Source organism: Streptomyces sp. NPDC052079, from assembly GCF_040680275.1.
In the GTDB taxonomy this organism is placed as follows: Bacteria; Actinomycetota; Actinomycetes; order Streptomycetales; family Streptomycetaceae; genus Streptomyces.
Map to the genome: position 1 here is coordinate 15,817 of NZ_JBFAWL010000018.1, position 20,501 is coordinate 36,317.

Genomic DNA, 20,501 nt, shown 5'->3' on the forward strand with positions numbered 1-20,501 from the left:
GTTGCCGCGCCGCCGAGCCCTGCACTCATATCAGGCCGCCTGCTCCACGCTCAGAGCTGGTTGCCCACGAAGACCGTCAGGTCGACGAGGCGGTTGCTGTAGCCCCACTCGTTGTCGTACCAGCCGATGACCTTCACGTTCTTGCCCTCCTGGACCATGGTCAGGGAGGAGTCGAAGGTGCAGGACGCCGGGGCGTTGACGATGTCGGAGGAGACGAGGGCGTCCTCGGTGTACTCGAGGTACCCCTTCAGCTCGCCCTCGGCGGCCTTCTGGAAGGCGGCGTTGACCTCTTCCTTGGTGACCTCGCGGGAGAGCTCGACCACCAGGTCCGTCACGGAGCCGGTCGGGACCGGGACGCGCATGGCCATGCCGTCCAGCTTGCCCTTGAGCTGCGGCAGCACCAGGGCCGTGGCCTTCGCGGCACCGGTGGTGGTGGGGATGATGTTCTCGGCGGCGGCACGGGCGCGGCGCAGGTCCTTGTGCGGGAAGTCCAGGATCCGCTGGTCGTTCGTGTACGCGTGGACCGTCGTCATCAGGCCCTTGACGATGCCGAAGTTCTCGTCGAGGACCTTCGCCATCGGCGCCACGCAGTTGGTGGTGCAGGAGGCGTTGGAGATGACGTGGTGGTTGGCCGCGTCGTACTGGTCCTGGTTGACGCCCATGACGAGGGTGATGTCCTCGTTCTTCGCCGGGGCGGAGATGATGACCTTCTTGGCGCCGCCGGTGATGTGCTTCTCGGCGTCTTCCTTCTTGGTGAAGATGCCGGTCGACTCGATGACGATGTCGACGCCCATCTCGCCCCACGGAATGTCGGCGGGGTTGCGCTCGGAGAGCACCTTGAGCGTCTTGTCGCCGACGGTGATGGTGTCCTCGGTGTGCGAGACCTCCTGCTTGAGGCGGCCCAGAATGGTGTCGTACTTCAGCAGGTGTGCCGTGGTCGCCGTGTCACCCAGGTCGTTGACGGCCACGATCTCGATGTCGGCGCCCTGCTCCAGCAACGCGCGGAAGTAGTTGCGACCGATGCGGCCAAACCCGTTGATGCCTACGCGGATCGTCACGAACCGATCTCCTCGTTGGTACGCCGGCTGTGATGCCGGCGAGCTGTATTTGGGATGTCCCCGACCACTGTCGACCCTACCTCTCCGGGGCCCCGGCCGTGACATCGAGTTGCCCCATACCCGGCAGGGCGGTCCGTACCCGTCAGTAGGGTACGGACCGCCCTCGCCGACACGCTTTTCTCACCCCATTTCGCTACGGATCGTGGGTCGTGTCGACCTGTCGTGTCACCTGTCGAGGGCGGCGAGCGCCTTCCTCAGCAGGGCGGACCGGTCGGCCGCGGAGGTCAGGTGCTCCAGCCCGAAGCCCAGCAGCACGGTGTCGTCGGTGGTGACCGCTCCATACGTCCGGAAGAGCGCTCCGGTGCGGGTCCAGTCCTTCAGGACGGCCGGGCTGCCGGCGGGGGGTCCGGAGACCCTCCAGACGCCGAGGGAGGTCTCGAAGCCCTCGGTCCCGGTGGCCTTGCCGACGACGACGAGGGAGGCCTCGTCGGCGAGGACGCCGTGGCCGCCGCTGCCCGGGTCGGTGACATAGGCGAGGGAGACCTCGACCGTCTTCCCGGCGTAGGCGCTCAGGTCGAAGTTGACCTGCTGCCAGCCGCTGGACGACCCGGTGAGGCTGTTCCAGGAACCGGTGGTTCCGGTCGCGGTGCAGCCGCCGTCGGTGAGGGTCAAATAGTGCTCCAGCCAGGGGTGCTCGCCGATGTAGAACCCGGCCGCGCACTCGGTCGGCACGGTGGTGCGGGTCGCCCCGCCGGCTTCGGGCAGGGTCGTCCAGTCGTCGGCGCCGGCGGTGTGCGCCTCGACGATGACGTTGTCGTAGCCCGGCTCGGTGTCCCACAGCAACTGGGTGCGCAGCGTGGGGCGCTCGGCGGCGGTGACACCGGTGAGGTCGATGGTGCGGGTGAGGCGCTTGTAGCCGTCGTCGGTGTGCACGGCCGCCGCCATGAAGGAGCCGGCGGAGGGCCCGTACGGGTTGACCGTCCCGGGGAATTCCCCGGCGCCGGCGCTCGCGAACTGCGGGTAGTCCTCCGCGGGCAGTTCGTCTGAGGTGACGCCGTAGGTGCCGGCCCGGTCCAGCGGGTTGCCGGGCGCGTCGCCGAGCGGGCCGGTGAAGCCCCGCAAGGCGCCGGAACCGGTGAACGCGGTGACCCCGGGCGTGGAGGTACGGCTGTAGGCGCCCAGGTAGTACTGGCTGAAGTCGTCGGACGGCGTGCCGCCGCCGAGGTCGACGCTGCCGCCCGCCCGCTCGCCGGCCTCGATCAGCCGGCCGCCCTCGTTGAGGAACGCCCGCAGCTGGAGCTGGGTGGCGACGCCCGGGGTCCCGGCGCCGGTGTGGTGCACGACCGTGTGGAAGTGGCTCAGTACGGCGAGCGCGTCCGGGGCACCCTGCTGGGCCACGTCCCAGACCGCCGCGCGGCGGCCGTTGGCCTGGAGCGCGTCGACGTACTTCTGGGTGTGGGTGGCCTTCGCGCCCTCCTCGGAGACGACGAGGACGTCCGCGCGGGGGCGTTCGGCCACGGTGTAGGTGAAGTGCTCGCTGGAGACGTTCCTGCCCCTGCGGGCCTCTCCGGTGAACCACACCTCGACCTTGTCACCCGGCTTGCCGTGCCTCACCGTGGCCCGGTACTCGTCGAAGTAGAGGTTGTCCTCGCCGCCGTACCGCTCGCCGCCTCGCCAGCGCCTGAGGTCCACGTCGTGCGTACGGCCGCCGTTGACGCGGTACTTGAGCTCCTTGTCGCGCACGGCCTTGCGGGCGACGACGGAGACCTCCTGGCGGGCGCCGCGCGCGTAGGACGTGGTGAACCCGGCCGGGGTGAAGTCGGCGGCCTCCAGGCCGACCGAGGAGGACGGCCGGTCGGGGTGGGCGGCCGTCTCGGCGACGGAGAGCGCGAACGGGATGTTCTTGGCGAACTCCTGCTGGATCAGCTTCTCGTCGTCGGGGAAGTTGAAGCCCGACCGGCAGTCGCGGGCGTTCCACTCGTCGTCGGGGTCGGCCTCGGACACGGTCTGACAGGTCGACATCTCGGGGGTGAACATCGCCATGCCGTTGACGTTGGCCGCGTGGCCGTCCGCCTCACCGTTGGTGGTGTAGAGCTCGGAGGAGACCTGTGGGTGATAGCCGGGGATCGCCGAGTTGCCGGGCGTGCCGGCGAGGGCCTGGTAGAGGACGTCGTCGGGGGTCGGCGTGGCCACCTGCCAGCCGACTCCGTAGAGGAGGAGTTCGGCGGCCGAGTGGTAGTTGACGCCGTAGGTGAAGCCGATGCGCTTCTGGAAGGCGTCGATGGCCTTGGTCTCCGGTTCGGAGCCCGGGCTCGCGCCGCGGTAGGTCTGGCTGGTGGGGTTCGGGGACGAGCCCTCGTCGTCGTAGCCCCATTTGTAGGGGAAGTTGCGGTTGAGGTCGACGCCGTCGCCGGTGCTGATGGCGCCGTCGCCGTTGACGTCCCGCAGGTTCTTGCGCCACAGACGGTTGTCGTCGTCGGCGAAGGTGTAGTCGTAGCCGTCGGGGTTGGCGGAGAGGACGAACCACACTTCCGTGGTGTCGACGATCTTTCTGATCCGCTTGTCCGTACGGTACTTGTCCAGGTAGTGGTGCATCAGCCGCCGGGTCATCTCCGGGGTGATCCACTCACGTGCGTGCTGGTTGGACATGTAGAGGACGGCCGGTTTTGATCCGTCCCGGGTCTTCCTGGCCTTCTTGGTGAGCTTCAGGGCGAGGATGTCCTGGCCCTTCACCGTCTTGCCGATGGAGACGACCTTGGTGAGGTCCGGGTGCTCCCGGGCGGTGCGGAGGATCTCCTCCTGAAGTCCCCCCTTTCCGCTGTACGGGCGGAACACGCCCTCGGCGGCGTCCTCGACGCGGTTCGCCGCGCGGTCGGAGAGTGTGTGCTCGGTGAGGCCGACGCCCTGTTTCTCGAGTTTTTCGGCCTGTCCCTCGGTCAGGTAGACCTCGACGGTGGCGGTGCCCTTGTCGGGTACCCGCTCGCCGAGTTCGTGGCCGTCCTGTCCGGTCGCCAGAAGCAGGGACACCTGCTCCTTGGTGACGTCGGCACGGAAGACCTTGACTTCCTCGGGGTCGGAGGCCGCGGGGTTTCCGGGCCCTGCCTGGGCGATGGGTGCGAGGCTCGCTCCGCCGATCAGGAGCGTGCCGACAGCGAGGATCGATCTCGCTCTGTGTCTCATGAGCCCCCCAGAGAGTGGTCCGCCACAGCAGCGAACAGATGCCAGGCTCATGACACAACATGATCGAGTCAAGGGTGCCCCCGCGACACGCGAAAACCGGCGCCGGTCACCCAAGTGGAGGGCGGCGCCGGTCTTCTGACGCGGCTTCAGCCCACGAGGTTGTCGGCCAGCTCCTCGCTGAGGTTGGCCTCCGTGCCCGGGATGCCGAGGTCGGAGGCGCGCTTGTCGGCCATGGCCAGCAGTCGGCGGATCCGGCCGGCCACGGCATCCTTGGTGAGCGGTGGGTCGGCGAGCGCGCCCAGCTCCTCCAGGGAGGCCTGCTTGTGCTCCATGCGCAGCCGGCCGGCCGCGGCGAGGTGCTCGGGAACGTCGTCACCGAGGATCTCCAGCGCGCGCTGGACCCGGGCACCGGCCGCCACCGCCGCGCGGGCGGAGCGGCGCAGATTGGCGTCGTCGAAGTTGGCCAGCCGGTTCGCCGTGGCCCGCACCTCGCGGCGCATCCGGCGCTCCTCCCAGGCCAGCACCGACTCGTGCGCACCGAGCCGGGTGAGCAGCGCACCGATCGCGTCGCCGTCGCGGACCACCACGCGGTCCACGCCCCGCACCTCGCGGGCCTTGGCGCCGATGTGCAGCCTGCGGGCGGCGCCGACCAGGGCGAGCGCGGCCTCGGGGCCGGGGCAGGTCACCTCCAGGGAGGAGGAGCGGCCGGGCTCGGTGAGCGAGCCATGGGCCAGGAAGGCGCCGCGCCAGGCCGCCTCGGCGTCACAGGTGGCCCCCGAGACCACCTGCGGGGGCAGACCGCGGATCGGGCGGCCCCGGCCGTCGACCAGACCGGTCTGCCGGGCCAGCTGATCGCCGCCCGCGACCACCCGGACGACGTAGCGCGAACCGCGGCGCAGTCCGCCGGGCGCCATCACGATCAGTTCGGAGCTGTGGCCGAAGATCTCCAGGATGTCCCGCTTGAGGCGGCGGGCCGCCATCGCGGTGTCCAGCTCCGCCTCGATCACGATGCGCCCGCTGACCAGATGGAGGCCGCCGGCGAACCGCAGAATGGCGGAGACCTCCGCCTTCCTGCAGCAGGTACGGGTGACGGGGAGCCGGCTGATCTCGTCCTTCACCGCTGCCGTCATCGCCATGGGCCGATCCTTCCATGCATCCGAAAAATACGGTCGTACGCGGCGGCCAACAGCTCCGGGTCGTGCCGGGGGCTTCCGTCGGGCCGGGCCACCGGGGCCAGCTCCACCGCGGCGCCGAACCGCTCGGCGGCCTCGGTCAGCGAATCGCGGTCGGGCACGGCGGCCTCGTCGGCCAGCACCACGTCCAGGGCGAGTTTAGGGGCGTGTCGTCCCAAAACCTCCAAATGACGCTGCGGGGAGAAGCCCTCGGTTTCTCCCGGCTGCGGCGCGAGGTTCAGGGAGAGTACCCGGCGCGCCTTGGTCTCGATGAGGGCGTCCAGCAGTTCGGGCACGAGCAGGTGCGGGATGACCGAGGAGAACCAGGAGCCGGGCCCGAGCACCACCCAGTCGGCGTCGAGGACCGCGGCGACCGCCTCGGGGACGGCGGGCGGATCGTTCGGCACGAGGTGCACGGACTGCACCTCGCCGGGGGTGAGCGCGACGGTGGCCTGTCCGCGGACGGTGTCGAGGTCCTCCGGGCGCTCCGGGTCGTGGCCCAGGACGCGGGCCTGGAGCTCGAGCGGCACGGCGGACATGGGCAGCACCCGGCCGTGCGCCCCGAGTAGCCGTCCCACCAGGTCCAGGGCCTGGACATGGTCGCCGAGCTGTTCCCACAGGGCGACGATCAGCAGATTGCCGACCGCGTGCTCGTGCAGATCGCCCTGGGACTGGAAGCGGTGCTGGATGACCCGGGCCCAGGTCTGCCCCCAGTCGTCGTCGCCGCACAGCGCGGCCAGGGCTTTGCGCAGGTCACCGGGCGGCAGCACGCCCAGTTCGTCGCGCAGGCGTCCGCTGGAGCCGCCGTCGTCGGCGACGGTGACCACGGCGGTGAGGTCACCGGTGATCCGGCGCAGGGCGGCGAGCGAGGCGGACAGGCCCATGCCACCGCCGAGGGCGACGACCTTGGGCTGGGCGCCCCGGCGGCGCGGTCTGGCGCCACGGGTCTCGGCCGGCCGGCCGACGCGGCCCTCGGGGACCGCTCTGCGCAGCCGGATCAGCCGCGGAGTACGTCGCGTCATTCCCGTCCCATGTCCCGGTGGACGACCACCGTCTCCACGCCCTCGGCGGCGAGCCGGGCGGCGAGCTTCTCCGACATGGCGACCGAGCGGTGCTTGCCCCCCGTGCAGCCGACCGCGATGGTCACATAGCGCTTGCCCTCACGGCGGTAGCCGGCCGCGACCAGCCGCAGCATCTCGGCGTACCGGTCGAGGAACTCCTTGGCGCCGGGCTGGTTGAAGACATACGACGCCACCTCCTCGTTGAGGCCGGTGTAGGGGCGCAGCTCCGGGACCCAGTGCGGGTTGGGCAGGAACCGCATGTCCACGACCAGGTCGGCGTCGACCGGGAGGCCGTACTTGAAGCCGAAGGACATGACGGTGGCCCGCAGCTCCGGTTCCTCCTCGCCGGCGAACTGGGCGTCCATCTTGGCCCGCAGTTCGTGCACATTGAGGCTCGAGGTGTCGATCACCAGGTCGGCGTCGCCGCGCAGCTCGCGCAGCAGCTCCCGCTCGGCGGCGATGCCGTCGACGATCCGGCCGTCGCCCTGCAGGGGGTGCGGGCGGCGCACGGACTCGAAGCGGCGCACCAGGGCCTCGTCGGAGGACTCCAGGAAGACGGTCCGCCGGGTGACGCCCCGCGCGTCGAGGTCGGCCAGGGACTCGCGCAGATTGTCGAAGAAGCGCCGCCCGCGCACGTCGACGACGACCGCGATGCGCGCCACGTTGCCCTGGGAACGCGCGCCGAGCTCCACCATGGTGGTGATCAGCGCGGGGGGCAGGTTATCGACGACGAACCAGCCCAGGTCCTCCAGACACTTCGCGGCCGTCGAGCGGCCGGCCCCGGACATGCCGGAGATGATCACCAGCTCGGGGATGCCCGCCTCGGGGACCCCGGTCTGTTCCTTGCCCGTCTTCACCTGTGCTCCGTTGTCCTGGCGGGCGGGCCCCGGGGTCGCGGCCCCGCCGGTGTGCTGGCGCGCCCCGTCCTGCTCCGCCGCGCGTCCCGTCTCGTGCTCCGTCATCGCTCCTGCCCCCGTCGTTCGCCCGGGGCGCCCGTGTCCATGTCCACGGGTGCCCCGGGAGAACCCGTCGCCTGCCCGGGTTCTTCCGTGTCATCCATGATCTCGCCCGTGGCCGTGTTCACGGCGGGGGCGGCGGGCGCCGCCCGCGCGAGGGCCCCGGCGATCACCTCGGCGGTCTTGCGGCCTATGCCCGGAACCTCGCAGATCTGGTCGATTGTCGCCGATCGCAGCTTCTTCAACGAACCGAAGTGCTTGAGCAGTGCCTGCTTACGGGTGTCGCCGAGGCCGGGCACGTCGTCCAGGGGACTGGAGCGGAAGCGCTTGGCCCGCTTGGTGCGCTGATAGGTGATCGCGAAGCGGTGCGCCTCGTCGCGGATCCGCTGGAGGAGGTACAGGCCCTCGCTGGTGCGCGGGAGCACCACCGGGTCGTCGTCGCCCGGCAGCCAGACCTCCTCCAGCCGCTTGGCGAGACCGCACACGGCGATGTCGTCGATGCCGAGCTCGTCGAGTGCCCGCTGGGCCGCGGCGACCTGCGGGGCACCGCCGTCCACCACCACGAGCTGCGGCGGGTAGGCGAACCGCCCGGGCCGGCCGTCGTCCTCGGTGAGTGTGCTCCCGGGCGGCTCGGCGAGACCTGTGGCGGCTTCCCCGGCGCCCGGGTCCCCGGCGCCGGGCTCCGTGCCTTCGGTCCACTCCCCTGTGCGCTCCTTGTCGGCGAGGTAGCGCCGGAAGCGGCGGGTGATCACCTCGTGCATGGAGCGGACGTCGTCCTGCCCGGCGAAGCCTTTGATCTGGAAGCGCCGGTACTCGCTCTTGCGGGCCAGTCCGTCCTCGAAGACGACCATGGAGGCCACCACGTCGTCGCCCTGGAGATGCGAGATGTCGTAGCACTCGATCCGCAGCGGGGCGCTGTCCAGGTCCAGGGCGCCGGTGATCTCCTCCAGCGCACGCGAGCGGGTGGTGAGGTCGGAGGCGCGCTTGGTCTTGTGCAGCACGAGCGCCTGCTGGGCGTTGCGCTGCACGGTCTCCATCAGGGCCTTCTTGTCGCCGCGCTGCGGGATGCGCAGGGAGACGCCCGAGCCGCGCCGCTCGGTCAGCCACTGCTGGACCGGGTCCACGGGGTCCGGCAGGGCGGGGACCAGGACCTCCCGGGGGACCGCGTCGCCGGTCTCCTCGCCGTAGAGCTGCTGAAGGGCGTGCTCGACCAGGGCGCCGGTGGTGATCTCCTCGACCTTGTCGGTGACCCAGCCGCGCTGGCCGCGCACGCGTCCGCCACGGACGTGGAAGATCTGGACGGCCGCCTCCAGCTCGTCCTCGGCGACCGCGATCAGATCGGCGTCGGTCGCGTCCGCGAGCACCACGGCGTTCTTCTCCATGGCCTTCTTCAGGGCCTCTATGTCGTCGCGGAGGCGCGCGGCCCGCTCGTACTCCATGTTCTCGGCGGCCTCCGCCATCTGCCGCTCCAGCCGGCGGAGGTACGTGCCCGTACGGCCGGCCATGAAGTCGCAGAACTCCTCGGCCAGTTCCCGGTGGTCCTCGGGGGAGATGCGGCCCACGCAGGGCGCCGAGCACTTGCCGATGTAGCCGAGCAGGCAGGGGCGGCCGGTGCGGGCGGCGTTCTTGAAGACCCCGGCCGAGCAGGTGCGCACCGGGAAGACGCGCAGCATCAGGTCGACGGTGTCGCGGATCGCCCACGCGTGCGCGTACGGGCCGAAGTAGCGGACGCCCTTCTTCTTGCGACCGCGCATCACCTGGACGCGCGGGAACTCCTCGTTCATCGTCACCGCGAGGTAGGGGTAGCTCTTGTCGTCGCGGTACTTGACGTTGAACCGGGGGGCGTACTCCTTGATCCAGGAGTACTCCAGCTGGAGCGCCTCGACCTCCGTGGACACCACCGTCCACTCCACGGAGGCGGCCGTGGTGACCATCGAGCGGGTGCGCGGATGCAGCCCGGCCAGGTCCTGGAAGTAGTTCGCCAGGCGCTGCCGCAGGCTTTTCGCCTTTCCGACGTAGATCACCCGGCGGTGCTCGTCACGGAACCGGTAGACCCCCGGCGAGTCGGGGATCTCACCCGGTTTGGGGCGGTAGCTGGAGGGGTCGGCCATGTCTCACACCCTACTGGCGGGGACCGACACGGCGGCGGGCTGTGGACAGCGGGCCCCGGCGGGCTCCGGATGGGTTACGGCGGGCGGGAAACGGGAAGGTGGGGGTTCCGCCCTTCAGGCGATCGGAGACGCCACGAAGGCGGACGAGACGGACATGAGGGCGGTCACGAGTCGGAGGGCTGGTCGAATGCGACGGACGCGGATCCAGAAACCACGGCGGCCGGCCCGGTCCCGCCGGTACGCCGACGAGATGTCCGCGACCGCCCAGTCCCTGGACCCGCGCGATCCGGACATCGTGCGCGCGAAGCGGCTGCGGCTGCGCCTCGGCGCGTCGAACGGAACCGGCGAGGCGTAGAGCCGGACGAAAACCGCATCACGGTACGTGCCCCGGGGGCCGTGCCGGCCCAGGGGCCGGTGCGGCCCCCGGCAGGTGTGCGCCGCTGTTGGGCCTCAGGTGTTGTCGGGACTTGGTCAACACGCTTCAATGCGGGGGAACTCGGGGCCCTGAACGACGGCGTACGGATGTGAAGGCTTCGCCGCGCCGACGGGGGCGGGCTCCTGGGTGCCCCGCGCGAACGGTCTGACCAGCCGTTGTGGACATTCACAGAAAGGCCCCTGCATGCCGCACGCCACACAGCACGCGGACGTCGTCACCGCGGAACTGGACTCGGCCCTGAGCGGCGGGCCGTTCCACGTCGCCCTGCGCGCCGCGATAGCGGCCCGGGGACTGCCGTTGCAGCGGGTGCAGCACCATCTGTCGCGCCACGGCGTGAAGGTCGGCGTCACCAGTCTGAGCTACTGGCAGCAGGGTGCCCGCCGCCCGCAGCGCCCGGAGTCCCTGCGCGCCGTACGGGCGCTGGAGGAGATCCTTCAGCTGCCGGAGGAGTCGCTGATCCGGCTCCTCGCCGAGTCGGACGAGCGAACGGCCGACCGGGACTCGCCCGGCCGGTCCTACCGGTCCCTGGTGGAGGCGTCGGGCGTCCTGGAACAGCTGCTGGACGAGCTCGGCGCGCCTCGCGAGGGCGGGCTGCACACCCTGGGCCACCACGAGCGGGTGCGCATCGGCGCCCGCCGGGAAATGGCGGAACGCGAGTCGCACCACATCGTGCGCGCACACCGGGACGGCGTCGACCGCCATGTGGCCGTCCACTACGGCGACCCGGGGTCCGCGCCGGAGCGGATGCGCGTGCACGCCCTGGAGAACTGCCGCACCGGGCGGGTGCGCCGGCACCACGACACCGGCGTGCTCGCCGTCGAGCTCCTCTTCGACACCCGGCTGCGGGCGGGCGACACCTTCCTCTTCCGCTACGCCGTCGAGGACGGCACGGCGGGCGTCTCGCGCGAGTACGTGCGCGGGACGGACTCCCCCGGCGGCCAGTACGCGCTCCAGGTGTGCTTCGAACCGGGGGTGCTCCCGGTGCGCTGCCACCGCTTCACCCAGCACTCGGCGGCGGCACCGCGCGGGGGGCGCCAGGAGCTGCCGCTCAGCGCGCGGCACCACTCGGTGCACCTCGTGGAACCGCGGGTGCGGTCGGGGTATGTGGGGATCTCCTGGGACTGGGGGTGAGCCCGGTCAGGTTTGCGGCTTGGCGATCAGCGCGCCGTTCCTGACCTCGACGACCAGCGGCTGCAGAGGGGCCACGGCCGGCTCGCGCAGGACCTTTCCGGTCGTGGCGTCGAACTCGCTGCCGTGACAGGGGCAGATCAGCTTCGTCCCGTCCAGCTTGTTGATCGGGCAGCCCGCGTGCGTGCAGACGGTGCCGTACGCCTTGAGCGTTCCGTCACCGCTTCGGCTGACCACGACGTTGTGGTCCCGGTACAGCTTCGCGCCGCCCTCGGCGACCTCGCTCTCGGGACCGAGCTCGACGGGCTCGCTCAGCGGCGCCGACCGGTCGTCGGCCTCGCCCTTGCATGCGGTGAGGCCCAGTCCGGCGACGGGGGTGAGGGCCGCGCCCCGCAGAACGGTACGGCGGCTGGCGGCGGGTCGGGCGGGTCGGGCGGACATGCGGCTCCACGGGCAGAACGAACGAACACTCGATCACCGGCGACGATACCCAGACCCCCCACACCCCGGACGCTCAGGTAAGACCACACGCCCCAGCCCCGCCGCTCCCGCGGGCAGTCGTGCCTCCCCCAGTGCCTTAAGGGCCTGGGAGGTACCCCCAGGGCGATGGGAGTCCCCCCGCTCGAGCGAAGTCGAGAGTGGGGAGGGTGGGCGCGACGGCACCCCGTGGCGCAGGGCTGCGCGAACACACCCGCCCACACCCACCGCGTAAGCGCTTACGCAAACGTTTACGACCACCCACCGGATGGGATACGGTCCCCTCCCGGCACGCAAGCGCAGCGCCCCCGCACCGAAGGAGCACCCCACGATGGCGACCATGACAGACGTGGCCCGCCACGCCGGCGTCTCCGTCGCGACCGTCTCCCACGTGCTCAACGACACCCGCCCGGTCCTCCCCCACACCCGGCAGGCGGTCCTCGACGCCATCGAGGAACTCGGCTACACCCCCAACACCCTCGCCCGCTCCCTGGTGACCTCCCGGACCCGGACCATCGGCCTCGCGGTGTCGGCGATCAGCAACCCCTACTTCACCGACATCCTGCAAGGCGTCGAGGCCGCCGCCCTGGAACACGGCTACAGCCTCCTCATCGCCGACCCGCACGACGACCCCGAGCACGAGCGCAAGGTCGTGCAGCTGCTGCACGAACGCCGCGTCGAGGGGCTGATCGTCGCGCCCTCCGCGCAGCCGCGCGAGCTCCTCACCTACCTGCGGCGCCACCGGGTACCCGCCGTGTTCCTGGACCGGCTGGTCGACGACCGCGCGGACGACGACGCGCCCCGTTTCGACCAGGTCTGCGCCGAGAGCACCGGACCGACCGCCCGCCTGGTCACCCATCTCGCCGGTCTCGGACACCGCCGTATCGCCCTGGTCGCGGGGCTGCCCGGCCTCAGCACGACGGCCGAGCGGATCACCGGGTACCGGCACGGGCTGGCCGCCGCCGGTCTGCCGTACGACGAGCGGATCCTGGTGCACGGCGACTCCCGGTCGGAGGGGGCGGAACGGGCCACCGCCGCCCTGCTGAACCTCGGCTCGCGTCCCACCGCGCTGGTCACAGCGAACAACGCCATGACGATCGGCGCGCTGCGGGCCCTGCGCGCCCACGGGCTGTCCGTGCCCGGGGACATCGCCCTGTGCTGCTTCGACGACTTCGCCTGGGCGGACCTGTTCTCGCCCCGCCTCACGGCCGTCGCCCAGCCCGGCAGGGACATCGGCGCCCTTGCCGTGCGGGTGCTCCTGGACCGTCTCGCCGAGCCGGACCGCCCCGCGCGGACCGAACGGCTCCCGTGTGCGTTTGTGCACCGCACCTCCTGCGGCTGCCCGGACGAACCGGAGCGGCCCGCGCGCTCCGAGGACCCCGAGCCCCCGAGGCCCCCGAGAAAGGACGCCCCCTCGTGATCGTCGTAGCCGGTGAGGCACTGATCGACCTGGTACCGCGCGGCGCTGGTGCACTCGCGGCGCTGACGCCGGCGCTCGGCGGCGGCCCCTTCAACACCGCGGTGGCGCTGGGCCGCCTCGGCTCCCCCGTCGCCTTCTGCTCCCGGGTGTCCCGTGACGGTTTCGGCGAGGCACTGCTGGACCGGCTGCGGGAGGCCGGGGTGGACGTGACGTCCGTACAGCGGGGCGACGAACCGACGACACTCGCCGTCGCCACGGTCGGCGCGGACGGCTCGGCCGCGTACTCCTTCTATGTGGAGGGGACCGCGGACCGTTTGTTCACGGCGCCCGAGGCGCTGCCCGCCGGAACCCGCGCGGCGTCCTTCGGGACCTGCTCGCTGGTGCTGGAGCCCGGTGCGAGCGCCTACGAGGAGCTGATGCGCACCGCGTCCGCGCAGGGCGTGTTCACGGCGCTGGACCCCAATGTCCGGGCGGGGCTGATCCCGGATCCCGACGCCTATCGCGCCCGGTTCAGGAGCTGGCTGCCGTCGGTGTCGCTGCTGAAGCTGTCCGAGGAGGACGCCCGGTGGCTCGGCGGGTCACCGCGGGAGTGGCTGACGGCCGGTCCTGCGGCGGTCGTGGTCACCCGGGGCGGCGACGGGCTGACGGTGTTCACCCGCACGGGCGAGGAGTACGCCGTGCCGGGTGAGCGGGTGCGGGTGGTGGACACGATCGGCGCCGGTGACACGGTGAACGCGGCACTGCTGCACGGCCTCGCGGCCCGCGGAGCGCTCAGTGACGAGGGCGTGGACGCGCTGGGGGCGGAGGGCTGGACCGGCCTGCTCGGCTTCGCCGCCCGCGCGGCCGCGATCACCTGCTCACGCGCGGGGGCGGAACCGCCGTACGCGCACGAGCTGGAGCCGAAGGGCGTCTGACGCACAGAGCGCCGTGCCGCGCGGGGACTCCCCTGCGCGGCACGGCGCGGGTGTCGGTGCGGGCGGCCTGTCAGGCCTTGGGCGCCCGCGTCGTCTTCTTCGCGGCGGCTTTGGTGGCCGTCTTCCCGGCGGTGCCGACCGTCTTCGTGGCCGTCTTCCTGGTGGCGGTCTTGGCGGCGACCGTCTTCTTCGCCACCGCCTTGCCCGAGGCCCGCACCCGGCTGGCGTCGCTGATCCGGTCCGATCCCAGGATCTCCCTGAGGAACTTGCCGGTGTGGCTCGCCGGGACGCCCGCCACCTGCTCGGGCGTGCCCTCCGCGACGACCAGACCGCCGCCGGAACCGCCCTCGGGACCCATGTCGACGACCCAGTCGGCGGTCTTGATCACATCGAGGTTGTGCTCGATGACGATGACCGTGTTGCCCTTGTCCACCAGGCCGGACAGGACCGTCAGCAGCTTGCTGATGTCCTCGAAGTGCAGACCGGTGGTCGGCTCGTCCAGGACGTAGACCGTGCGGCCGGTGGAGCGCTTCTGCAGCTCGCTGGCGAGCTTCACGCGCTGCGCCTCACCGCCGGACAGGGTGGTCGCGGACTGGCCCAGGCGGACATAGCCGAGGCCGACGTCGTTGAGCGTCCTGAGGTGGCGGGAGATCGCCGGGACCGCCTCGAAGAAGTGCATGGCCTCTTCGATCGGCATGTTCAGCACATCGGCGATGGACTTGCCCTTGTAGTGGACCTCCAGGGTCTCCCGGTTGTAGCGAGCGCCGTGGCAGACCTCGCACGGGACGTACACGTCCGGGAGGAAGTTCATCTCGATCTTGATGGTGCCGTCGCCCGCGCAGTTCTCGCAGCGGCCGCCCTTGACGTTGAAGGAGAAGCGGCCCGGCATGTAGCCGCGGACCTTCGCCTCCGTCGTCTCGGCGAACAGCCTGCGCACATGGTCGAAGACACCGGTGTACGTCGCCGGGTTGGAGCGCGGGGTGCGGCCGATGGGCGACTGGTCGACGTGGACCACCTTGTCGACGAGGTCGTCGCCCTCCACGCGCGTGTGCCGGCCGGGGACGCTCCGCGCGCCGTTCAGCTCACGCGCCAGGTGCGTGTAAAGGATGTCGTTGACCAGGGTGGACTTGCCGGAGCCGGACACACCCGTCACCGCGGTGAAGACGCCCAGCGGGAAGGACACGTCGATGTCCTGGAGGTTGTTCTCGCGGGCGCCGTGCACCGTGAGCCGGCGCGACGGGTCGTGCGGGCGGCGGATCTCGGGCAGCGGAATGGCCTTCTTGCCGGCCAGGTACTGGCCGGTCTGCGACTCGGCGTTGGCCAGCAGCTCCTTGAGGGAGCCACTGTGCACGACCTTGCCGCCGTGCTCACCGGCGCCGGGGCCGATGTCGACGATCCAGTCGGCGACCTTGATGGTGTCCTCGTCGTGCTCGACGACGATGAGCGTGTTGCCCATGTCGCGCAGCCGGACCAGGGTCTCGATCAGCCGGTGGTTGTCGCGCTGGTGCAGGCCGATGGACGGCTCGTCGAGGACGTAGAGCACGCCGACGAGTCCGGAGCCGATCTGCGTGGCCAGGCGGATGCGCTGGGCCTCACCGCCGGAGAGGGTGCCCGCCGCGCGGTTGAGCGAGAGGTAGTCCAGGCCGACGTCGACCAGGAACCGCAGCCGCTCGTTGACTTCCTTCAGCACCCGCTCGGCGATCTTCTTGTCGCGTGCGGTGAGCTTCAGCTCGCCCAGGAAGTCCGCGCAGTCGCTGATGGACATCCCGGAGACGTCGGCGATGGACTTGCCCATGATCGTGACGGCGAGGACGACGGGCTTGAGCCGGGTGCCCTGACAGGCGGGGCAGGGCACCTCGCGCATGTAGCCTTCGAAGCGCTCCCTGCTGGCGTCGCTCTCGGCCTCGCTGTGCCGGCGCTTGACGAAGGGGACGGCACCCTCGAAGGCCGTGGTGTACCGGCGCTCGCGGCCGTAGCGGTTGCGGTAGCGGACCTCGACCTGGGTCTTGTGGCCGTACAGCAGGGCCTTCTTGGCGCGCTGCGGCAGCCCCGCGAAGGGGATGTCCGTACGGAAGCCCAGCGCGTCCGCGAGGGCGCCGATCAGGCGGTCGAAGTAGTCCTTGGTGTGGCCGTGCGACCACGGGTGGATGGCGCCCTCGTCCAGGCTCTTTTCCGGGTCGGGCACGATCAGCTCGGGGTCGACCTCCATGCGCGTGCCGATGCCGGTGCACTCGGGGCAGGCGCCGAAGGGCGAGTTGAAGGAGAAGGAGCGCGGCTCCAGCTCCTCGAAGGACAGGTCGTCGTACGGGCAGTACAGGTGCTCGGAGTACATCCGCTCGCGCTCGGGGTCGTCCTCGGGGAGGTCGACGAAGTCGAGCACGACCATGCCGCCGGACAGCCCGAGGGCGGTCTCCACGGAGTCGGTGAGGCGGCGCTTGGCGCTCTCCTTGACCGTGAGGCGGTCGACGACCACCTCGATGGTGTGCTTCTCCTGCTTCTTCAGCGTGGGCGGCTGGGAGAGCTGGATCGTCTCCCCGTCCACCCGCGCGCGCGAGTAGCCCTTGGTCTGAAGCTCGGAGAAGAGGTCGACGAACTCGCCCTTGCGCTCGCGCACCAGGGGGGCAAGCACCTGGAAGCGGCTGCCCTCCGGCAGCTGCAGGACCTTGTCGACGATGGCCTGCGGGGACTGGCGGGAGATCGGCCGGCCGCATTCAGGGCAGTGCGGCTTGCCGATGCGCGCGAAGAGCAGGCGCAGGTAGTCGTAGACCTCGGTGATGGTGCCGACCGTGGAGCGCGGGTTGCGGGAGGTCGACTTCTGGTCGATGGAGACCGCCGGGGACAGGCCCTCGATGAAGTCGACGTCCGGCTTGTCCATCTGGCCGAGGAACTGCCGGGCGTACGAGGAGAGCGACTCCACGTAGCGCCGCTGTCCCTCCGCGAAGATGGTGTCGAAGGCCAGCGAGGACTTGCCCGACCCCGACAGGCCCGTGAACACGATGAGCGCGTTGCGCGGGAGATCGAGCGAGACGTTCTTGAGGTTGTGCTCGCGCGCTCCACGGACGATGAGACGGTCGGCCACGCCGGTCCGCACCTTTCTTGAGAGAAGTGACAGGGGCGGGGCCCCCGTCTTTCTCAGACTAGGGGGAGCCACTGACAACGCCGGTTGGGTTCACGGGTTGTCAACAAACCCCGGCTCTCCAGCATGCCCGACGCCGCATCCGACCCTATAGCACGTGCATTCGATTTTACGTGCCGGTTCACCACCTTCACCCGGAGGTGTGGCCGAGCTAGGGTCAGCAGCATGATTGATCACGCTGATGACCTGGCGTCTGTGCAAGCCGCTACCGAACGACTGCTGACCGCGGTCGGCGCCCTGGACAACGCGGCTGTGACCCAGTCGTCACGCCTGCCCGGCTGGACCCGGGGCCATGTGCTGGCCCACCTGGCGCGCAACGCGGACGCCCTGGTGAACGTCCTGGAGGGGCGGCCGATGTACGTCTCCGGCGAGGCCCGGGACGCCGACATCGAGCAGCGCGCCCCGCGCCCCCTCGACGCGCACCTCGCCGACCTGCGGGAGAGCGCGGAGCGCTTCCGCGCGGCGGGGGCGGCCCCGGCGGACTGGTCGCGCACAGTGGAGCTGCGCAACGGCGTCACCGACCGCGCGGAACGGCTGCCGTTCCGGCGCTGGGCCGAAGTGGAACTGCACCACGTGGACCTCGGGATCGGCTACGAGCTGGAGGACCTGCCGGAGGAGTTCACGGAGCGGGAGATCGACTTCCTCGCGGCGCGGTTCACCGGTCACCGGGACGTGCCGGCGACCGCCCTGGCCACCATGGACGGCAGGACCTGGACGACCGGCGGCGGGGCGGGCGGCGACCCCGTGGCGGTCGAGGGGATGCCGGCCGACCTGCTGGGGTGGCTCGCCGGCCGGCGGGACGGGTCCGGTCTGGCGGTGAAGGGCGGCCGACTTCCCTCGCTTCCCCCGCTGTAGCGCCTGTCCGGCGCGGATTCCCGCTATAGGCTGACGTCCATGACGTACAGCGGTCGGGTGACGGTCGGCGGCCCAGCCGACGTGCATGAACTCAAGGACCTGATGATCACGAAGGTCGCGGTCGGCCCCATGGACAACAACGCCTATCTGCTGCGTTGCCGGGCCACCGACGAGCAGCTACTGATCGATGCGGCCAACGACGCGGGGACCCTGCTCAGCACGATCGGTGGCGACGGCATCGCGTCCGTCGTCACCACCCACCGGCACGCCGACCACTGGCAGGCGCTCGCCGATGTCGTGGCGGCCACCGGCGCCCGCACTCACGCGGGCCGGGAGGACGCCGAGGGCATCCCGGTGCCGACCGACGTGCTGGTCGACGACGGCGACACCATCCGTGTGGGGCAGGTCGAGCTCACCGCCCGCCATCTGGTCGGGCACACACCCGGCTCGATCGCTCTGGTCTACGACGATCCCCACGGGCATCCCCATGTGTTCACCGGGGACTGTCTGTTCCCGGGCGGTGTGGGCAACACCCACAAGGACCCGAAGGCCTTCGCCAGTCTGCTGCACGACGTCGAGACCAAGATCTTCGAGGTGCTGCCGGACGAGACATGGGTCTACCCCGGCCACGGCGACGACACCACCCTGGGCGCGGAGCGCCCGCATCTACCGGAGTGGCGAGCGCGAGGGTGGTGAACGGGGTCGCGCCTACGCGTCGGCCCGTCCCGGTCCGGCCAGCGCGGCGATCCGCTCGACCGCGAACACATATCCCTGCACCCCGCACCCCGCGATGACCCCGTCGGCGCGCAGCGAGACGTAGGAGTGGTGCCGGAAGGACTCGCGCCGGTGGATGTTGGAGATGTGGACCTCGATCACGGGTAGTCCGTCACAGGCGTTGAGGGCGTCCAGGATCGCGACCGAGGTGTGCGAGTAGGCGCCGGGATTGATGATGATCCCGCAGTGGTTCAGCCGCGCCTCGTGGATCCAGTCCACCAGCTGACCCTCGTGGTTGGACTGGCGCAGGTCCACCGTGCCGTGGTGCGCGGCCGCCGCCTTGGCGCACATCGTCTCCACGTCGGCGAGCGTGTCGGAGCCGTAGATCTCCGGCTGGCGCTGTCCGAGCAGGTTCAGATTGGGCCCGTTGAGGATCATGATCGGGGCGCTGGCCAGGTTGCGGGGCACGGTTCCTCCGGTCGGTCGGCGTGGGGCGGCCCTCCCCGGAACCGCCCGCTCGCCCCCGGTCTATCACGGTGCGGCGCAGGGGCGTCGGGTGCTGGCCTCCGCCATGACGTCCCTGCTGATCCGCACGTCGTGCTACGGGTTGACCGCCAGCTCCAGATAGGCGGCGAGCAGCACCAGGTGCACTCCGCCCTGGAGTGGCGTGGCGCGGCCGGGCACCACCGTCAGCGCACCGACCACCATGGTCAGGGCGAGCAGCACCATATGGGTGTTGCCGAGGCCGAGGACGAGCGGGCCGGGCAGCCAGAGGGAGGCCAGGGCGACGGCGGGGATGGTCAGGCCGATGCTGGCCATCGCCGAGCCGAGCGCGAGGTTCATGCTGGTCTGCACATGGTCGCGCCTCGCGGCGCGCACCGCGGCGATGGTCTCCGGGAGGAGGACCAGCAGGGCGATGATCACACCGACGACGGAATGGGGCAGCCCTGCCGCGTTCACTCCCGACTCGATGGTGGGCGAGACGCCCTTGGCGAGGCCGACCACACCGACCAGGGCCAGTCCCAGCAGGGTCAGACTGATCAGAGCGGTGCGGGTGGAGGGCGCCGCCGCGTGCTCCTCCGGCTCGGCCACCGCCCCCTGCTTGGCCACCGGCAGGAAGTAGTCGCGATGTCTGACGGTCTGGGTGGCGACGAACAGGGCGTAGAGAATCAGCGAGGAGACCGCCGCGAACGAGAGTTGCACGGTGGAGAACTCCGGGCCGGGCTTGCTCGTGGTGAACGTCGGCAGGACCAGACTGAGGGTCGCCAGGGTGGTCACGGTGGCGAGGGCCGCTCCGGTGCCTTCCGAATTGAAGACCGCCGTGCGGTGGCGCAGTGAGCCCACCAGCAGGCTCAGTCCGAGAATGCCGTTGACGGTGATCATCACGGCCGCGAACACGGTGTCCCTGGCGAGCGTCGCACTCTTGTCCCCGCCGTCGATCATCAGCGTGACGATCAGCGCGACCTCGATGACGGTGACGGCGACCGCCAGGACCAGCGAGCCGAAGGGCTCGCCCACCCTGTGGGCCACCACCTCGGCGTGGTGCACGGCCGCCAGCACGGAGGCCGCGAGGACCAGGGTCACCACCGCGACGATCCAGCCGGGCAGGTCCCGGCCCCAGGTCAGTACCAGCAGCACCACGGCGAGCAGGGGCACTGCGGTCGTCCACTGCGTCACAAGTGGCCCGAGCCGACCGATCATGGTGCGATCGTCCCAGACGAGGCGGGGTGTCGCATTCCTGCACCGCGGGGCTGTGATCGTCTCGGGGTCGTCAGGGTCACGCATGGCCTCCTCGTACGAGTGGTGTGCGGTCGGCGCCGGCAAGCGGCGCGGGGGAAACATGAGGGCACCGGGAGCGGTGGCCGGCGTTGTGCTGCCCTCCG

Annotated in this window: 15 protein-coding genes; 5 read left to right on the forward strand and 10 right to left on the reverse strand. The window is 70.9% G+C overall.

The genetic code is table 11. The features are described 5' to 3' along the window. Nucleotides 1–50: 50 nt before the first annotated feature. From gap to uvrC, 6 genes are all read right to left on the reverse strand, one after another. The gene (gap, locus tag AB0L56_RS23535) at nucleotides 51–1,058 is read right to left on the reverse strand and encodes a type I glyceraldehyde-3-phosphate dehydrogenase (RefSeq protein WP_361030262.1); all 1,008 of its coding nucleotides are present in this window, start codon (nucleotides 1,056–1,058) and stop codon (nucleotides 51–53) included. A 225-nt stretch (nucleotides 1,059–1,283) separates the two neighbouring features. Continuing rightward, nucleotides 1,284–4,238, reverse strand: coding sequence for a M14 family zinc carboxypeptidase (locus AB0L56_RS23540; protein WP_365426000.1), 2,955 nt, complete (start codon nucleotides 4,236–4,238; stop codon nucleotides 1,284–1,286). 146 nt (nucleotides 4,239–4,384) lie between these two features. Next, complete coding sequence (gene whiA / locus AB0L56_RS23545; RefSeq protein ID WP_190161913.1) at nucleotides 4,385–5,374, reverse strand: DNA-binding protein WhiA; 990 nt, start codon at nucleotides 5,372–5,374, stop codon at nucleotides 4,385–4,387. Continuing rightward, the gene (gene yvcK, locus AB0L56_RS23550) at nucleotides 5,365–6,432 is read right to left on the reverse strand and encodes a uridine diphosphate-N-acetylglucosamine-binding protein YvcK (protein ID WP_361030255.1); all 1,068 of its coding nucleotides are present in this window, start codon (nucleotides 6,430–6,432) and stop codon (nucleotides 5,365–5,367) included. Before yvcK ends, whiA begins: the two co-directional genes overlap by 10 nt. Next, on the reverse strand, nucleotides 6,429–7,433 hold the full coding sequence (gene rapZ / locus AB0L56_RS23555; RefSeq protein ID WP_365426003.1) for an RNase adapter RapZ: 1,005 nt from the start codon (nucleotides 7,431–7,433) through the stop codon (nucleotides 6,429–6,431). Before rapZ ends, yvcK begins: the two co-directional genes overlap by 4 nt. Beyond that, complete coding sequence (gene uvrC / locus AB0L56_RS23560; RefSeq protein ID WP_365426005.1) at nucleotides 7,430–9,538, reverse strand: excinuclease ABC subunit UvrC; 2,109 nt, start codon at nucleotides 9,536–9,538, stop codon at nucleotides 7,430–7,432. Before uvrC ends, rapZ begins: the two co-directional genes overlap by 4 nt. Nucleotides 9,539–10,157: 619 nt before the next feature. Here uvrC and AB0L56_RS23565 point away from each other — a divergent pair. Then, nucleotides 10,158–11,105, forward strand: coding sequence for a hypothetical protein (locus AB0L56_RS23565; RefSeq protein ID WP_365426007.1), 948 nt, complete (start codon nucleotides 10,158–10,160; stop codon nucleotides 11,103–11,105). A gap of 6 nt (nucleotides 11,106–11,111) precedes the next feature. On the opposite strand, the gene AB0L56_RS23570 is transcribed toward AB0L56_RS23565, so the two are convergent. Continuing rightward, nucleotides 11,112–11,543 carry a Rieske (2Fe-2S) protein gene (locus tag AB0L56_RS23570; protein ID WP_365426009.1) on the reverse strand — a complete coding sequence of 144 codons (432 nt, stop codon included), beginning with the start codon at nucleotides 11,541–11,543 and terminating at the stop codon, nucleotides 11,112–11,114. Between the two features lie 367 nt (nucleotides 11,544–11,910). On the opposite strand from AB0L56_RS23570, the gene AB0L56_RS23575 reads away from it, so the two are divergent. After that, nucleotides 11,911–12,999, forward strand: coding sequence for a LacI family DNA-binding transcriptional regulator (locus tag AB0L56_RS23575; RefSeq protein WP_365426011.1), 1,089 nt, complete (start codon nucleotides 11,911–11,913; stop codon nucleotides 12,997–12,999). Next, nucleotides 12,996–13,913: a carbohydrate kinase gene (locus AB0L56_RS23580; protein WP_365426013.1), complete on the forward strand. Its 918-nt coding sequence runs from the start codon at nucleotides 12,996–12,998 to the stop codon at nucleotides 13,911–13,913. The genes AB0L56_RS23575 and AB0L56_RS23580 overlap by 4 nt, the downstream gene beginning before the upstream one ends. A gap of 70 nt (nucleotides 13,914–13,983) precedes the next feature. On the opposite strand, the gene uvrA is transcribed toward AB0L56_RS23580, so the two are convergent. After that, nucleotides 13,984–16,992: an excinuclease ABC subunit UvrA gene (uvrA, locus tag AB0L56_RS23585; RefSeq protein ID WP_361030234.1), complete on the reverse strand. Its 3,009-nt coding sequence runs from the start codon at nucleotides 16,990–16,992 to the stop codon at nucleotides 13,984–13,986. Nucleotides 16,993–17,214: 222 nt separating this feature from the next. Here uvrA and AB0L56_RS23590 point away from each other — a divergent pair, with 222 nt between their 5' ends. Next, nucleotides 17,215–17,904, forward strand: coding sequence for a maleylpyruvate isomerase family mycothiol-dependent enzyme (locus tag AB0L56_RS23590; protein WP_365426015.1), 690 nt, complete (start codon nucleotides 17,215–17,217; stop codon nucleotides 17,902–17,904). Between the two features lie 39 nt (nucleotides 17,905–17,943). Further along, nucleotides 17,944–18,600, forward strand: coding sequence for an MBL fold metallo-hydrolase (locus AB0L56_RS23595; protein ID WP_361030228.1), 657 nt, complete (start codon nucleotides 17,944–17,946; stop codon nucleotides 18,598–18,600). Nucleotides 18,601–18,612: 12 nt separating this feature from the next. Here AB0L56_RS23595 and aroQ read toward each other — a convergent pair whose 3' ends face one another. Both aroQ and AB0L56_RS23605 read right to left on the reverse strand, forming a co-directional pair. Next, nucleotides 18,613–19,086 (reverse strand): type II 3-dehydroquinate dehydratase, encoded by a 474-nt coding sequence (gene aroQ, locus AB0L56_RS23600; RefSeq protein ID WP_361030225.1) that lies wholly within the window; start codon nucleotides 19,084–19,086, stop codon nucleotides 18,613–18,615. Between the two features lie 132 nt (nucleotides 19,087–19,218). After that, complete coding sequence (locus tag AB0L56_RS23605; RefSeq protein WP_365426017.1) at nucleotides 19,219–20,319, reverse strand: ionic transporter y4hA; 1,101 nt, start codon at nucleotides 20,317–20,319, stop codon at nucleotides 19,219–19,221. Between the last annotated feature and the right edge of the window lie 182 nt (nucleotides 20,320–20,501).

What these genes read in the sequence shown, in the direction of transcription:
- AB0L56_RS23540 (WP_365426000.1), bottom strand. Translation starts at nt 4,238, where the DNA reads ATGAGACACAGAGCGAGATCGATCCTCGCTGTCGGCACGCTCCTGATC.
- whiA (WP_190161913.1), bottom strand. Translation starts at nt 5,374, where the DNA reads ATGGCGATGACGGCAGCGGTGAAGGACGAGATCAGCCGGCTCCCCGTC.
- yvcK (WP_361030255.1), bottom strand. Translation starts at nt 6,432, where the DNA reads ATGACGCGACGTACTCCGCGGCTGATCCGGCTGCGCAGAGCGGTCCCC.
- rapZ (WP_365426003.1), bottom strand. Translation starts at nt 7,433, where the DNA reads ATGACGGAGCACGAGACGGGACGCGCGGCGGAGCAGGACGGGGCGCGC.
- uvrC (WP_365426005.1), bottom strand. Translation starts at nt 9,538, where the DNA reads ATGGCCGACCCCTCCAGCTACCGCCCCAAACCGGGTGAGATCCCCGAC.
- AB0L56_RS23565 (WP_365426007.1), top strand. Translation starts at nt 10,158, where the DNA reads ATGCCGCACGCCACACAGCACGCGGACGTCGTCACCGCGGAACTGGAC.
- AB0L56_RS23570 (WP_365426009.1), bottom strand. Translation starts at nt 11,543, where the DNA reads ATGTCCGCCCGACCCGCCCGACCCGCCGCCAGCCGCCGTACCGTTCTG.
- AB0L56_RS23575 (WP_365426011.1), top strand. Translation starts at nt 11,911, where the DNA reads ATGGCGACCATGACAGACGTGGCCCGCCACGCCGGCGTCTCCGTCGCG.
- AB0L56_RS23590 (WP_365426015.1), top strand. Translation starts at nt 17,215, where the DNA reads ATGATTGATCACGCTGATGACCTGGCGTCTGTGCAAGCCGCTACCGAA.
- AB0L56_RS23595 (WP_361030228.1), top strand. Translation starts at nt 17,944, where the DNA reads ATGACGTACAGCGGTCGGGTGACGGTCGGCGGCCCAGCCGACGTGCAT.
- AB0L56_RS23605 (WP_365426017.1), bottom strand. Translation starts at nt 20,319, where the DNA reads ATGATCGGTCGGCTCGGGCCACTTGTGACGCAGTGGACGACCGCAGTG.